General features: G+C 54.0%; 11 protein-coding genes. 4 read left to right on the plus strand and 7 right to left on the minus strand.

Annotation, left to right across the window (positions count from 1 at the left end):
- Nucleotides 1-71 precede the first annotated feature (71 nt).
- Entirely contained in the window at nt 72-1,244 is a 1,173-nt protein-coding gene (locus Q9245_RS06045; RefSeq protein ID WP_305896291.1) for a hypothetical protein, read from the plus strand.
- A gap of 433 nt (nt 1,245-1,677) precedes the next feature.
- Here Q9245_RS06045 and Q9245_RS06050 read toward each other — a convergent pair whose 3' ends face one another.
- The 3 genes from Q9245_RS06050 to aceE form a co-directional block, all read right to left on the minus strand.
- Entirely contained in the window at nt 1,678-2,859 is a 1,182-nt protein-coding gene (locus Q9245_RS06050) for an acyl-CoA dehydrogenase (RefSeq protein WP_305896292.1), read from the minus strand.
- A gap of 84 nt (nt 2,860-2,943) precedes the next feature.
- Nucleotides 2,944-4,617: a dihydrolipoyllysine-residue acetyltransferase gene (gene aceF, locus Q9245_RS06055; RefSeq protein WP_305896293.1), complete on the minus strand. Its 1,674-nt coding sequence runs from the start codon at nt 4,615-4,617 to the stop codon at nt 2,944-2,946.
- A 10-nt stretch (nt 4,618-4,627) separates the two neighbouring features.
- Entirely contained in the window at nt 4,628-7,291 is a 2,664-nt protein-coding gene (gene aceE / locus Q9245_RS06060; RefSeq protein WP_305896294.1) for a pyruvate dehydrogenase (acetyl-transferring), homodimeric type, read from the minus strand.
- 666 nt (nt 7,292-7,957) lie between these two features.
- Here aceE and Q9245_RS06065 point away from each other — a divergent pair.
- Nucleotides 7,958-9,322, plus strand: a complete 1,365-nt coding sequence (locus Q9245_RS06065) for a KamA family radical SAM protein (protein WP_305896295.1) — start codon at nt 7,958-7,960, stop codon at nt 9,320-9,322.
- A 329-nt stretch (nt 9,323-9,651) separates the two neighbouring features.
- On the plus strand, nt 9,652-11,526 hold the full coding sequence (locus Q9245_RS06070) for a hypothetical protein (protein ID WP_305896296.1): 1,875 nt from the start codon (nt 9,652-9,654) through the stop codon (nt 11,524-11,526).
- Between the two features lie 67 nt (nt 11,527-11,593).
- On the opposite strand, the gene trxA is transcribed toward Q9245_RS06070, so the two are convergent.
- The gene (gene trxA, locus Q9245_RS06075; RefSeq protein ID WP_305896297.1) at nt 11,594-12,457 is read right to left on the minus strand and encodes a thioredoxin; all 864 of its coding nucleotides are present in this window, start codon (nt 12,455-12,457) and stop codon (nt 11,594-11,596) included.
- 89 nt (nt 12,458-12,546) lie between these two features.
- Entirely contained in the window at nt 12,547-13,587 is a 1,041-nt protein-coding gene (locus Q9245_RS06080; RefSeq protein WP_305896298.1) for an AraC family transcriptional regulator, read from the minus strand.
- A gap of 135 nt (nt 13,588-13,722) precedes the next feature.
- Here Q9245_RS06080 and Q9245_RS06085 point away from each other — a divergent pair, with 135 nt between their 5' ends.
- Nucleotides 13,723-14,808 carry a fatty acid desaturase gene (locus Q9245_RS06085; protein ID WP_305896299.1) on the plus strand — a complete coding sequence of 362 codons (1,086 nt, stop codon included), beginning with the start codon at nt 13,723-13,725 and terminating at the stop codon, nt 14,806-14,808.
- On the opposite strand, the gene Q9245_RS06090 is transcribed toward Q9245_RS06085, so the two are convergent.
- Together Q9245_RS06090 and Q9245_RS06095 are read right to left on the minus strand one after the other, a co-directional pair.
- Nucleotides 14,794-15,003, minus strand: a complete 210-nt coding sequence (locus tag Q9245_RS06090) for a BrnA antitoxin family protein (RefSeq protein WP_305896300.1) — start codon at nt 15,001-15,003, stop codon at nt 14,794-14,796. The two genes, Q9245_RS06085 and Q9245_RS06090, sit on opposite strands and share 15 nt — an antisense overlap.
- Nucleotides 15,000-15,290 carry a BrnT family toxin gene (locus tag Q9245_RS06095; RefSeq protein ID WP_289103136.1) on the minus strand — a complete coding sequence of 97 codons (291 nt, stop codon included), beginning with the start codon at nt 15,288-15,290 and terminating at the stop codon, nt 15,000-15,002. Before Q9245_RS06095 ends, Q9245_RS06090 begins: the two co-directional genes overlap by 4 nt.
- Between the last annotated feature and the right edge of the window lie 103 nt (nt 15,291-15,393).

Consider the following 15,393-nt stretch of genomic DNA (forward strand, 5'->3'; position numbering starts at 1 on the left):
TTTGAATTGTGACCGATACGTTACTAAGTTGAAGTTGGTCCAACAAAAACAAATATGTGGAGACAACAACAATGCAGAACAATAAATTGCGAATGGCGATTCGTGCGACGGCGGCTGTGACAGTGCTGGGATTGGCTTCTCAGGCGCAGGCATTCAGCTTTAGTGCCGGTGATTACGATGTGAGCGTATACGGCTATGGTCGCTTGAATGCCAGCTATGATCTCGACAACAATCAGGCCTTAAGCACCCGCTCTGGCTCCTACAGCGGCCTTGCATCAGACGATGGAAAAGATGGTCACTTTGGTGCGGATGCGGTTCAAAGTCGGCTGGGGGTCAAAACCGTTACCCCTCAAGGCGTTGCCGTAACCGTCGAAGGTGATTTCCGAGGTGGAAATCTCCGCCTCCGCCACGGCTTCGGCGAATACAACGGCGTACTGATGGGCCAAACCTGGTCCAACTTCACCAGCTTCGTGGGCAACACCGCAACTCTAGATTTTGACTCACTCCCGGGCTTAGCTGGTTACCAAGCACGCACAGCGCAGGCTCGATACACCTCTGGGCCACTGTCGATTGCACTTGAACAACCAAACAGCTCGATTATCGCTGCGGGGCTGGACGACGACGGAGACCCTGCAGTGCTAGATGTTGACGGCAAGGACAGTATGCCGGCCTTCACTGCCAGGATTGAAGATTCCAACGACGGCATGAGTTACTCAGCAGCGCTGCTTGCTCACCAGGTAGGCTACGACACCGGCACTAGCGATGAGAGCTCATTCGGCTTTGCGACCTTCGTTGCCGCCAAAATGATGCTAACCGACATGATTACCCTTCAAGGCACACTTTCCTACAGCGATGGCGCCAACAGCTATCTGTATCGCTCTGGTGACAACTTTGGAGCTCCCAGTGCTTATGTTGACAGTAGTGGTGACGTAGAAACAATTTCGGGCTACGGAGGCTCCATTGGCGCCGGCATCAATCTTGGTGGTGGCCGCAGCATTAACATCGGCTACGGTATGGTTGAAGTCGACTGGGACGACGCTGAAGATGAGGCTGCTGACGCCGGGTTTGCAGGCATTCTGGACGGCCAAAGCGAAACCAATTCTGCCGTCATGGCCAACTACAAGTGGACCCCGGTCAAGAACGTAATGATGGGCGTTGAATACCAGTTCCTGAAGCGTGAAAACGTGGACGGTTCTGACGGTGATGCAAGTCGCCTACTGTTTGCAGCGCAATATAACTTCTAAAGACTCCTTGTAGACGTTAACTCTCCTTTGACCCCGGCATCCGCCGGGGTTTTTTCGTTCTGGTTTGGTGCAACGCGCCCCAAACTAGCCCAACCTTTAACTATCCAATTCCCGCCCTCCCTTTGCTACGCTATTAAAATCAACAATTTACCACCAACCAAGAAACTGGCACAGCTCATGCAACAACTCATTTGAAGGCAGCCGGCAACGCCCCTGCCCTGCTTAATCTGCCGAAACTTCACGAGGTGTCGTTATGAAACCAGCCAAAGACCAAAGTCTGCTGTTCGAACTGACCCAGCCTGCCGAGGCCTACGCCATGCAGGATCTTCACAACTACTTTGATTGGATGTTTTTCGCAAACTGATTGTCCGTAAACACGAAAGCCGGGATACCTTTCGGTTAACCCGGCTTTCGAATTCTCTCTTAACAACAATCAGAAGAAGGCTTGAATACCCGTTTGCGCGCGCCCCAAAATCAACGCGTGCACGTCGTGAGTGCCTTCGTAAGTATTCACCACTTCCAGGTTCACCAGATGGCGGGCAATGCCAAACTCGTCGCTAATGCCGTTACCGCCCAGCATGTCTCTGGCCAGCCGGGCAATTTCAAGAGCTTTACCACAGGAGTTACGCTTCATGATCGAGGTAATCTCCACCGCAGCCGTGCCTTCGTCTTTCATTCGGCCCAAGCGCAAAGCGCCCTGCAAACCAAGCGTAATCTCCGCCTGCATATCCGCCAGCTTTTTCTGAATCAGCTGATTGGCGGCCAGTGGGCGGCCAAACTGCTTGCGGTCCAGCACATACTGGCGCGCCGTGTGCCAGCAATCTTCGGCAGCCCCTAAGGCGCCCCAGGAAATGCCGTAACGGGCTGAATCCAGGCAAGTGAACGGACCTTTCAAGCCCCTAACTTCGGGGAAAGCGTTTTCTTCCGGCACAAACACCTCGTCCATGACAATTTCACCGGTAATCGACGCTCGCAGGCCCACTTTGCCGTGAATCTCCGGCGTACTTAAGCCTTCCCAACCTTTTTCCAGCACAAAGCCACGAATCTTGCCGTCATCGTCTTTGCCCCAGACCACAAACACATCCGCTATCGGGCTGTTGGTGATCCACATTTTGCTGCCCGTCAGCCGATAACCCCCGTCTACCTTACGGGCGCGGGTAGCCATACTGCCGGGGTCAGAGCCGTGGTCCGGCTCGGTCAGGCCGAAGCAGCCTATCCACTCACCGGAGGCCAGTTTAGGGAGGTATTTCTGACGGGTTGCTTCGTTACCGAATTCGTAAATGGGCACCATCACCAAGGAAGATTGAACACTCATCATGGAACGATAGCCGGAATCGACTCGCTCAATCTCCCGGGCGACCAAGCCGTAGCTGACGTAGTTCAGGCCACTGCCACCGTACTGCTCGGGTATGGTGGCACCCAACAAACCACTGGCGCCCATTTCCCGAAAAATCTCGGGATCGGTGTGTTCGTTGCGGAATGCGTCTACTACGCGGGGCCGAAGATGTTTCTCGGCGAATTGGCGGGCGCTGTCGCGCACCATTCGCTCTTCATCGGTCAGTTGTTGGTCCAGAAGAAGGGGATCTTCCCAATTGAAGCTTGCTTTGTTGGCCATGATTTTATTGTCCACCAAAAACGAAATGTCTTGCCGGGTGTTGCCACTTCAACCCAAACAGATTGAAGCGGCAACAGGCTAAGACTACAGCAACAAGGTGCGGATATCCCCAAGCAGCTGCGTGAGCAGGCTGGTGAATCGTGCGGCATCTGCGCCGTTCACTGCCCGATGGTCGTAGGACAACGACAACGGCAGCATCAGGCGCGGCTGGAATTCATTGCCGTCCCACACCGGCTTCATGGCTGCCTTGGACACACCCAGAATCGCCACCTCCGGCGTATTCACAATCGGCGTGAAGGCAGTGCCCCCGATACCACCCAAGCTGGTGATAGTGAAGCAAGCGCCCTGCATTTCAGCCGGTTTCAACTGCTTGTCCCGGGCCTTCTGTGCCAGCTCGGCGCTTTCCGCCGCCAATTCCCACAGGCCTTTCTGGTCCACATCCCGGATCACCGGCACCATCAAACCGTGCGGAGTATCCACTGCAATACCAATGTGGATGTACTTCTTGCGCACCACTTCCTTGCGCTCCATGTCCAACGACACGTTGAACTGAGGCAGCTCAGCCAGTGCTGCAGCGCAGGCTTTCAGCAAGAACGGCAGCGGCGTCATTTTCACACCACGCTTTTCACCAGCGGCCTTCTGCGCTTTGCGGAAGGCTTCCATTTCGGTGATATCAGCATCATCAAACTGGGTCACGTGGGGTACGTTCAACCAGCTGCGCTGCATGTTGTTCGCGGTGGTGAACATCATGCGGGACATACCTTCCCGCTCAATCTCACCGAACTTACTGAAGTCCGGCAGCTTCACAGCTGGGATGCCGCTTCCGCCACCCACAGAAGAACCCTGCTGTACTTGCTGTAGCTGGCCCTTCACGTAATCCTGAACATCGTCCTTCAGAATCCTGCTTTTCGGGCCCGACCCCTTGATACGGGTGAGGTCTGCACCCAACTCCCGGGCCAACTTCCGGACCGCAGGGCCCGCATGCACCTTGGCACCCGGAGAAGGCGGGGCGTAGGTGGCGCTTTCCGCCGAGCTGTCTTCCTGCTTTTCAGGTTTGGCGTCAGGTTTTGACTCGGACTGGTCAGTGCTTTCCTTCTTTGGCGCTTTCTCTTCGGTGCTTTCAGCTTCGTCCGGTTCACCACCTTCGTCTTCGATAACCAGGTCCAGCAAGTCGGCATCTTCGGACAGCTTGTCGCCCTCTTTCACCAGTATCTTGCTTACCTTACCAGCGAAGGGAGACGGAATTTCCATGGTTGCTTTATCCGATTCCACCGTCACCAGTGGGTCGTCTACTGCAACCGTGTCGCCCTCGGAGACGTTAATCTCGATGACCGGAATGTCTTCCATACCGTCCAGCGAGGGCACCTTCACCCGCTCGGTGCGAGAGCCACCCGACTGTTTTTTCGGTTCGGGCTTGCTGTCTTCAGACTTGGCTTCAGATTTCTCATCCGCACCGGCTTTGCTCTCGGCCCCGGCACTCCCGGAATCCTCTTCCGAGTCGCCTGAATCACCGGAGTCATCGCTGGCCACCAACATACCAACCACGTCGCCTTCTTTGATTTTGTCACCAACTTTGGCAGTGATCTTACTGATCTTACCGGCTGCCGGTGACGGCAGTTCAACCGTCGCCTTATCGGTTTCAACCGTCAGAATCGGATCTTCTTCCTGTACTGTATCCCCTTCACTGGCGATGATTTCGATCACTTCGACTTCATCAGCACCGCCGAGATCGGGAACTTTAATTTCCTGTTCACTCATAGCGGACTCCTTAGCTGTGCGCCGGGTTCGGTTTGTTGCGATCGATACCGTACTTGCGCATCGCTTCGAGAACCTGCTTCTGGTCGATCTCGCCGTCTTTAGCCAAAGCCGCCAACGCATCAACCGTGACGTAGTAACGGTCTACCTCGAAGAAATTACGAAGCTTCTCGCGGGTATCACTCCGGCCGAAGCCGTCGGTGCCCAACGTCATGTAGGTAGCCGGGATGTATGCCCGCAGCTGTTCAGAATGCAGCTTGATGTAGTCGGTCGATGAAATCACCGGCCCCTTCTGTTTCTCAAGACACTGAGTCACGTAGGCCTTGCGCGGCTTGTCATCCGGGTGCAGGGCGTTCCAACGTTCAACGTGCTGACCATCGCGGGCCAGTTCGTTGTAGCTGGTGACACTCCAGACATCCGATGCAACGCCCCAGTCTTCTTTCAGCAACTGAGCCGCTTCGCGCACTTCGTTGAAGATGGCACCGGCGCCCATCAGCTGAACCCGCGGCGATTTCTTCTTGCCTTTGGTTTCAACGGATTCGAACAGGTACATGCCTTTGATGATGCCTTCTTCACACCCTTCAGGCATTGCAGGCTGCGCGTAGTTCTCGTTTTCCACGGTCAGGTAGTAAAAGACGTTTTTGTCTTCTTCAAACATTTCCTTCATGCCGTGGTGGATCACTACGGCCATCTCGTAACCGTAAGCCGGGTCGTAGGCTTTGCAGTTCGGAATGGTGTTCGCCAATACATGGCTGTGGCCGTCCTGGTGCTGCAAACCTTCGCCGTTCAGCGTCGTCCGCCCTGCGGTACCACCGATCAGGAAGCCACGAGCCTGCATATCGCCCGAAGCCCAGGCCAGATCGCCAATGCGCTGGAACCCGAACATGGAATAGAACACATAGAACGGAATCAGCGGGAAGCTGTTGTTGCTGTAGGACGTAGCCGCTGCCATCCAGGTGGCCATGGCGCCGGCTTCGTTGATACCTTCCTGCAGGATCTGGCCCTGCTTGGCTTCACGGTAGTACATGATCTGGTCACGATCCTGGGGCACATACTTCTGCCCTTCAGACGTGTAGATACCCAGCTGACGGAACATGCCTTCCATACCGAAGGTCCGGGCTTCGTCCGGCACAATCGGCACCACGCGTTTGCCCACACGCTTGTCTTTCACCAAAGCCCCGAGCAGACGCACAAACGCCATGGTGGTGGAAATCTCACGATCACCGGAGCCTTCCAATACCGCTTTGAAGATATCAAGATCCGGTATCTGCAACGGCTGACATTCTTTATTACGCTTCGGGTAGAAGCCGCCCAGCTCCTGGCGCTTTTTCTTCATGTACACCAGCTCAGGGCTGTCTGGCGCCGGACGGTAATACGGCACGTCTTCCAGCTCTTCGTCTTTCAGAGGTACACCGAAGCGGTCGCGGAATGCCTTGAGCGTATCCAGATCAAGCTTCTTCAACGAGTGAGCGGTGTTCTGCGCCTCACCCGCTGCGCCAAAGCCGTAGCCTTTGATGGTGTGGGCAAGAATCACCGTCGGCCGGCCGTTATTCTGGTGCACCGCACGGTGATACGCCGCGTAGACCTTGTAGGGATCGTGACCGCCACGGTTCAGCTTGGCGATGTCGTCATCCGACAGGTTCTCAACCAGCTTGGACAATTCCGGATACTTTCCGAAAAACTCTTTACGGGTAGCCGACGGGCCTTTGAAGGCATAATTCTGCAGGTCGCCGTCGCATACCTCGTCCATGGCTCGCTGCATCAGACCGTCTTCGTCTTGATCGAACAGCGGATCCCACATACGGCCCCAAACGACTTTAATGACGTTCCAGCCGGCCCCGCGGAAGACACCTTCCAGCTCTTGCATGATTTTGCCGTTACCACGAACCGGGCCGTCCAGGCGCTGCAGGTTGCAGTTCACCACGAAAATGAGGTTGTCCAGTTTTTCGCGGCCAGCTTTGGAGATACAACCCAGAGTTTCAGGCTCGTCACACTCACCGTCACCCAGGAAGCTCCACACCTTCCGATCGCCCATGTCGATCAGCTCGCGACTGTGCAAATACTTCATCACGTGCGCTTGGTAAATCGACTGGATCGGCCCCAACCCCATAGAGACCGTCGGGAACTGCCAGTAGTCTGGCATCAACCAAGGGTGCGGGTAGGAAGACAGACCTTCGCCGCCGGTTTCTTCCCGGTATTTATCCAATTGCTCTTCGGTAAACCGACCTTCCAGAAATGAGCGGGCGTAAATTCCCGGCGCTGCGTGCCCCTGGAAATACACCAGATCAGAGTCGCGGTTCTCGTCACCACCGTGGAAGAAGTAGTTAAAGCCCACGTCATACAATGTGGCGGCAGAAGAGAAGGTGGAAATGTGACCGCCCAGATCACCGGGACGTTTGTTGGCGCGCACCACCATGGCCATGGCGTTCCAGCGAATCAGGGAACGAATACGGCGTTCCATAAACAGGTCGCCCGGCATGCGCGCTTCCTGAGTTACTGGAATCGTGTTTCTAAATGGTGTGGTGATGGAATACGGCAGCTCGGTGCCGTCTCGGCTGGCGCGCTCGGAAAGACGCTCCAGAATGTACTTAACTCGGTCTATACCTTCATTCTCGATCAGAGATTCCAGTGCATCTAACCATTCTCTGGTCTCAATGGGATCATCATCCTGGTACATCTAACCCTCCCCTGAACCTAACGAATGCAACGTGCGCCACGATCAGCGGCCGAACACGATGCGAAATTGGAAACTGCGATAACAGGCAGTTTTATTATTGAAGTATCAGCTTGCGAGAAACGCTGAGCGGCCTGCGTGACTTCCCTCAAGCATAGAACAGCTTTCATTTTTTTCCTGTGACAGAGCGTTGTTATAACTCTCGTCGATAAGCGTCTGGCACTGCCTTGAACCGGCGCAGGTATCCGAGGCGCGCACCCTGGTGAAAGTTACGTACTTTTACCAAAAAAATATGTTTTTTTCGCCTAAAACCTGACAAAGAGATCGCCAGACAACGGCAGAATTCTGTTTATTTACGTAATAATGGCCAATTCACTTCACTAAAACAACACACCCCCGACCAAGGTCTGATACTCATCTTTTAGCCACAAACCTTCGCGTCACTAAATACTTTCCTTTCATCCAATGATCGTATGCGCCTGGCCAGACCGCTCAACCACAGGCTTCCGACTGAAAGCCACCCCATCATCTGCAACTAAACCCAACTTGCAGAATAATTAGACCTGAAAATAATTTCATAACTCTGTATAATTTTCGGCCCGTTTTTTAGGCAACTGCGAAGGTGCTTTAGCCTTCTTTTTACTTTTATTACCCAACAGAGGGCGATCTATGAACTCCATCGTCACCTTTCCTAACCGTATCCCGGTGCAGGAATTCGAAGAGCGCCGGTTCAAGGTGTTTACTGACCGTCAGCTCGACAAAATTGAAGCCATTCAGGACCTGCCAGAAGAAACCCTGTTTGAGATGAAGGTTGTGGCCAGCGTGCTGCCCTTCCGCGTCAACGAATATGTCATCAACGAGCTGATCAACTGGGACAAAGTACCGAACGATCCAATCTACCAGTTGGTGTTCCCGCAAAAGGGTATGCTGAAGGACGAGCATTACGAGCAGATGGCACAACTGCACCGGGACGGCGCAGACAAGAAAGACATTCAGGCGCTTGCCAAGCAGATCCGTGATGATCTGAACCCGCACCCGGCCGGCCAAATGGAAATGAACATGCCGGAGCTGGACGGCGAAGTGCTGGACGGCGTTCAGCACAAATACCGCGAAACCGTGCTGTTCTTCCCGGCGCAGGGCCAGACATGCCACTCTTACTGCACCTTCTGCTTCCGTTGGGCGCAATTTGTCGGCGACAAAGACCTGAAGATGTCCAGCACCGAAGCCGAGAAGCTACACGGCTACCTGCAGGAACACACCGAGGTTACCGACTTGCTGGTGACCGGCGGCGATCCGATGGTTATGAAAACCAAGAGCTTGGTTCAGTACCTGGAGCCTCTGCTTCAGCCTGAGTTCGATCACGTTCAGACCATCCGCATCGGCACCAAGGCTTTGACCTTCTGGCCCTACCGCTTCGTCACCGACAAAGATGCAGACGAGCTGATCGAGCTATTCGCCAAACTGGTCGATGCCGGCAAGCACGTAGCCATCATGGCGCACTACAACCACTGGCAGGAAATCACCACCGACATCGCGGAAGAAGCCATTCGCCGCATCCGCGCCACCGGTGCTGAAATCCGCGCGCAAGGTCCGCTGATCAAGCACGTTAACGACAACGCGGATGACTGGGCGAAGCTTTGGAAGCGCGAAGTGAAGCTGGGCATCATCCCCTACTACATGTTCGTAGAGCGCGACACCGGCGCCAAAAACTACTTTGAAGTGCCGCTTGCGGAAGCCTACAACATCTACCGCGAAGCCATGAAGAAGGTCTCTGGCCTGGCTCGAACCGCCCGAGGCCCCAGCATGAGCGCCGGCCCTGGCAAGGTAGAAATACAGGGCATTGCGGAAATCAAAGGCGAGAAAGTGTTTGTACTGCGCTTCTTGCAAGGCCGCAACCCGGACTGGGTGCAGCGCCCGTTCTTCGCCAAGTACAGCGAAACCGCCACTTGGTTGCATGAACTTGAACCGGCCTTCGGAGAGGAGAAGTTCTTCTTTGAGGATGAGTTTGAGCAGATGAAGAAAGGGAATGCATAACCCTCTTCTTCGCTGACCACTCTAAAGGGGCGCCTGGCAAGGTGCCCCTTTTTTATGCGACCAATACCATAACTGCGTCACCCTAACCATTGACTTCAATCATATCTCGTTAGGCCAAAGCTGCAATTTAACAATGCTTTACAGTTCGTCAATTGCTAGCTACCCGATAACACTCTAACTTTTACGTAGCTCCAATCGGCGTATTTGAGCAAAGGGACTACTGATCAGGGACAGATCAAGCTTTACGCTATACCTCTCTCTGATCGTGTCCGCATTTCCGGCAGGTGTTCACTGCCACCTTCTAAAAATTAAAGAGAATGGAAATCAGGATGCTTCAAAAGAATAAATTGCTTCGTGCTTTGCTGGCTGCTGGCCTAACGACTGGAATGGTTGCTTGTGGTGGAGGCGGAAGCTCCAGCGACTCGACTTCAGGCGGTGACGGTGGCGGTGGCGGTGGCGGTGGCGGTGACCCCCAAACGTCTTCACAACCAACCAATACCGGCCAATTTGTCGATAGCCCGGTTGGCGGGCTTGAATACACTCGCAGTAGCAATAATGGTGAAACATACCTAACCAATGACAACGGCGAGTTCAAATACGCCGACAACGATACTGTCACCTTTAAGGTTGGCCAACTGACTATCGGCTCTACCAAGGGTGCCGCGGTCATTTCACCGAAAAACCTTGCCCAAGGAACGGGGGCCACGAACGTAGCTCGAGTACTCCAAACTCTCGATGAAGATGGCGACGCCACAAACGGTATCACCATTTCATCCGAAGTCCGCAGCAAAGCCGCTAAAGCAGCTACACCTCGGAATATTTCTGAAACAGCAGATTTGGACTCAATCGCAAACGAAATCACGGATCTTAGCTCCGACACCAACGCTCAACTGGTTTCCGCGACAGACGCTGACGCCCACCTTAACGAGACTCTTGCAAGCATCAGCGGTGCTGACGTAACAAGCTGCGCAGATGAAGGTGCACAAGAGCTATCTACCAGCGATTTTTCCGACCTATCCGTGGGCATGATTTCGGACAGTGAAATCATGATTATGCAATTCTCAGGCTCCGGATCATTCTCTGAGTTCAAGACCAAAGACAACGAATACACGGAAAAAGACATCAAACGCGAAGGAAATTGGACGTTCAACGAGAACAGCCAAGAGCTATCACTAACCTTCCCTAAAGAAGGTAGCGACGGTGACACAACTGATACCTTCGAGATTTGCGCGGTGGAGAGTAAGGTCATCACAGAATCAGACGAGGGTGCCAGCTACCTTTACAGGCTGAACAAGCAAATCAAAGCCGAGCGTGCAGCCGGCACTTACTTCCTGCAGTACCCTGATGAAACCGGCGCCATAATCACGCTAAACAAAGACAAAACCCTAACCTATTTTGAAGGTGAGTCTCCGACTTCAGCTTCAGTTTCATTCGGCACGGGGATGGCAACGATCGAGTGGGCAGGCGAATCAAATGATGAAATCTACTTCCTCTCCGGCCAGCCTACCCGGACGGCCATATACCTCGACTTTGCAGAGACTGCCGGTACTTTTGAACGGATAGGCACAGCCAAGGCAACAGCGCCAATCACACTCGAGACCCCAACGACTGGCGATCTAAAAGGTAAAGCATTCCTTTACCGCTCAGATGAAGCCGATGAAGTTGTTGTGACTGAACTAAACGACGGCACTTATGTATCCTATTTCAACGACTCTTATCACAACGATGAGCGCCAGCCCGCAGAGCGGCGCGCGAACAACTGGTCCATCGCGAACGGCGTCCTGAACCTCGAAGAAGAGACGCCTAACGAAGAACGGTGGCGTATTGCTTTAGCTAAAACCACTTCTTACTGGGGGCTTAAAGCCGACGAAAACCGGGATGAGATCAACAAGATTGATTCTATCTCCCTAGCCAAAGCTCTGACGAACGATAGTTTCGTTGGCACCTACGACATCGGCATTCCTACGGAAAACAACGCGGAAGAGGTTCTCACCATCTCGGAAGGCGGAAGCTGCGATTACAGTGGCACAGGCTGCAACTGGAGCATCGATGAAAATGGCAAAGGTTTAATTACCTTTGGCTCAGGCAACGATTCCGTCGGCAACATCTGGCAGATGGCAGATCGGTCTAACGGATATATTTTCGTGATGACTCACACCCAAAACGAAGATGATGTGGAGCCGGGCTACATGACCCGTCGATAACACATCTCTGGGTTGAGGCCCGCCATTTTGGCGGGCCTTTTATGGAGTTTGCCCTTCGTCAAAAACATCAATGCATCAACGTATACAACTTCCTCCGATACGTCCGCACATCCGCATTGTTGTTCCCCAATTTCTCAAACAACTCCACCAAGGTTGTCTTGGCCACGCCATCTTTATAAGTGCTGTCCGCCTGCATTAACCGGATCAGCAAATCCATCGCCTCGGCATTCTGCTCTTGCAACACTTTGTGCAGTGCCAACTGATGTAAAGCCTCCGGGTCTTTCGGGTTGGCTTCCAGCGTTTGCTCCAAGCCCTCGATGGCCGGCAATTCACCGGACTGCTTCAAAAACTTAACGCGGGCCGCCAGCTGCTTGGCCTTGGTCTGCAGTTTTTCTTCCGGCGGCAGGCTTTCCAGCACTTGCTCGGCGGTTTCCAGATCACCTTGCTCCGCTTTCAGCTGGGCCAGATCAATCAGTACGTCCAGGTTTTCCGGATCCTTTTGGTTCATTTCCGTGAGGATCGCCAGCGCACCGTCCAGATCACCCGCTTCCCAAAGTGCGTGTGCTTTTTCGTACGGGTCTTCTGCCGGCAGCTCAACATGCTTCTCCAGCACCTTGCGGATCTCGCTTTCTGGTTGGGCACCATTAAAGCCGTCTACGGCTTGGCCGTCTTTTACTAGGATCACGGTGGGCAGGCTGCGCACACCCAAGGAAGACGTCAGCTCTTGCTGCTCGTCGGCATTCACTTTCGCCAGCAGGAAGTTGCCCTGATATTCGTCCGCCAGCTTTTCCAGTATCGGCATCAGCTGCTTACAAGGCGCGCACCATTCGGCCCATACGTCCACCAGGATTGGCGTGGTGGCGGAAGCGTCCATCACTTTCTGCTGAAAGTTGTCGGCGGTGGCGTCGAAGATATACGGCGAAGCGGTCATATATTTACCCGGTTAATAAGACATGGATTACGATCGGTTATGGGGTCAGGCAACGAAAATTCAAGCCAGGCGGGCACCGCTTATGGCTGCTAGCGAGCCACACGTTGTTTCAGGTAGTCCCGCGGCGAACACCCTGCCCAGCGCCGAAAGGCTCGGCTGAAGTTGGTAACGTCAGAATAGCCCAGCAAGTCAGACACCTCTCCAATACTTTTCTGATTGAGCAACAACAGCCGCTCCGCATGGTGTCGGCGAATGCTCTCCACCAGTTGACGAAAGACCACTCCTTCAGCCTGTAAACGACGCTGCAGCGTGCGCGGGGTGGTATTCAGTTTCTCCGCCACCTCTTCCATAGACGCGAAACCCAACTCCTCGTCAAACACCAGGTCTCGCACCTGCCGAGCCAGCGAACGCCCTCCACCCAGCCGGCCCAGCTCCTCCTTGCACTGTTCCCGGGCAATCCGGGCGGCGACAGGGTCTGACATCACCAGGGGGTAATCAAGAATCGACGCATCAAATATAAACCCGTTGAAAGCGCCGTCAAAATGAAGCTTGCCGGCAACCAGATGGTCGTATCGGTCCATATAGGGAGGACGGGGGAATCTTATTACGCCTTCGCCTTTAAGCTTCCGGCCAGTCAGGGCTTCTGCCATGGCTGCGAATCCGGTCAGCAGAAACTGCGCGCCTACTTCGCTCAGCCGATAGCGCTCATCTCGTTCCCCCAGGCTCAGCCGTACCATGTCGCCCCCATGCCCTGCCTCACGATCAATGCGTAACTGGAGGTCCGACGAGGGCATGTCGAAATAGGCCCTGGCAATCTCCAGCGCCTCTCCCAGGGTGCGCGCTACCATCGCGGCCTGGCCAATGACCCCATGGCAGGACACCCGCATTTGCAGGCCCAGCAAAAAGCCGATACCCGGCTCCCCTGTCAGGCTGACCGCCCGCTCTATCAGATTGGCGAAGTTGTCCCGGGGTAACCGGAAACCATTGCGCAAACAGTCTTCCGGCTGCAGGCCTTCCCCCGCCAACAGCTTGTCTGCCGATATATTCCAGCGTTCGGCCACATCCATCAGCAGCAGTACGTAGGTGCCCGGAACGGTCGGTTGGCTGGAAACGATAGAAACTGTTGTCATTGTAGTTGTCGTCTAATGATCGTTTTTTGTCGTCTGATCATACCCGGCTTGGGCACCACCTCACCCACAATAGCAACTGTAGATGCCAGGATCAGGTACCTGGATGCCGATAACCCCCGTTAAAAAGGTCAAACCATGTCTTTAGATCCAAGCACCATGACCGATGCCCAAAAAACCGATCACATTCGCAAGACCATTCTGGAGGAAGGCCGGGCGTTAAGGCGCCGTCATCCGTGGCTTGAAAAGCACCAGAATCTGATTGGCGCCGCCATTATGGTGGTATCGCTTCTGGGCATGATTACCAGCGGTACGTTGTATGTCATGGACATTATTCCCTGGTGGCTGTGCATTCCTGTCACCGCCATTTTCGCCTCCTTCATCCATGAACTGGAACACGACCTTATCCACCTGATGTACTTCAAAAACCGCCCCTGGGCAAACAAGCTTATGCTGGCCGTAGGCTGGGTGGCTCGGGCAAGCACCGTCAGCCCGTTCGTGCGCCGCAATCTGCACCTGCACCACCACAAGTACAGTGGTACCGAAAGCGACCTGGAAGAACGAGGCATTACCAACGGTGAGCGCTGGGGGCTACGCCGGCTGCTGATGACCGGTGACAACATGATGGCAGTACTGATGCGTCCGCTGACCATGCAGCGAGCGGTGAAGGCGTATATCCGTTCCCAGAAACCGGAATCCCGGGGCGAGGTTCAGAAAATGCGCATCCAGCAACTGCTGGCCTATGCACCCCTGGGCAACCTTTACTACCTGTTGTTTCATGGCTGGATTGCCATCCATGTGGTGCTGTTTTCGGCACAGGTTGCGGGCTCACCCATTACCCTGACCGGTGAATTTGCCAGCGCGCTTGGGGTTCTGAATACCTTTGCCGTGGTCTATATGCTGCCATCGTTCCTGCGCACCTTCTGCCTGCATTTCATCAGCTCCAATATCCACTATTACGGAGATGTTGAAGCCCGCAACGTGATGCAACAGTGCCAGGTTCTTAACCCCTGGTGGCTGCTACCGATGCAGGCGTTCTGCTTCAATTTTGGCAGCACCCATGCCATTCACCACTTTGCCGTGCGGGAGCCGTTTTACATCCGCCAATGGACCGCACCAGCCGCCCATAAAGTGATGAGAGAGATGGGTGTTCGGTTTAACGACTACGGCACGTTTTTCCGGGGGAACCGTTTTAGTCAGGAGACATCTTCATTTCCAGTGTAGATCCGGTTTCCTGCGGGACTGCGCGCAGTCCCGCAGGTATAGATTAATCAGGCTCTGATAAGGCACGCCCAATTCTTCGGCCAATGCCTTGAAGTATCCCAACGCATCTTCGTCCACCCGAATTGTGATCTGCTTTTTCAACGCCTTGGCGTAGGGGTTTCTTTTCGCCCCTGAAAAGTCGTATTCGTCTCTCATAGTCCTCGCCTCCCGGCCCTGTAATAGCCAGACTCATGCTTCGTCGCTTTGCGTGCTGAAATCAACCTGATGGTTTGATCATCCTGTCGATAACAATGACAAACCACAAGCAACCGGAGTGACTCACTGCGCCCCATAATCAGAAACCGATCCTCCAACTCAGAGTGGTCAGGGTCGGGAATAATCAAGCCATACTCATCATAGAAAACAGTACGCGCCTCATGAAAACTGACGCCATGCTTATCCTGGTTGATCAGCGCCTTCCTTTCGTCCCATTCAAAATTCATATTCACCCTCCGTGGATAACTACATTGTAATTACATTTCAAGCTTTCTAGCAACGCCTGAAAGCTTGAAAACCTGGCTTTCGTCGTCACATAGGTCTTTAACC

Source organism: Marinobacter sp. MDS2, from assembly GCF_030718085.1.
Taxonomy (GTDB): domain Bacteria; phylum Pseudomonadota; class Gammaproteobacteria; order Pseudomonadales; family Oleiphilaceae; genus Marinobacter.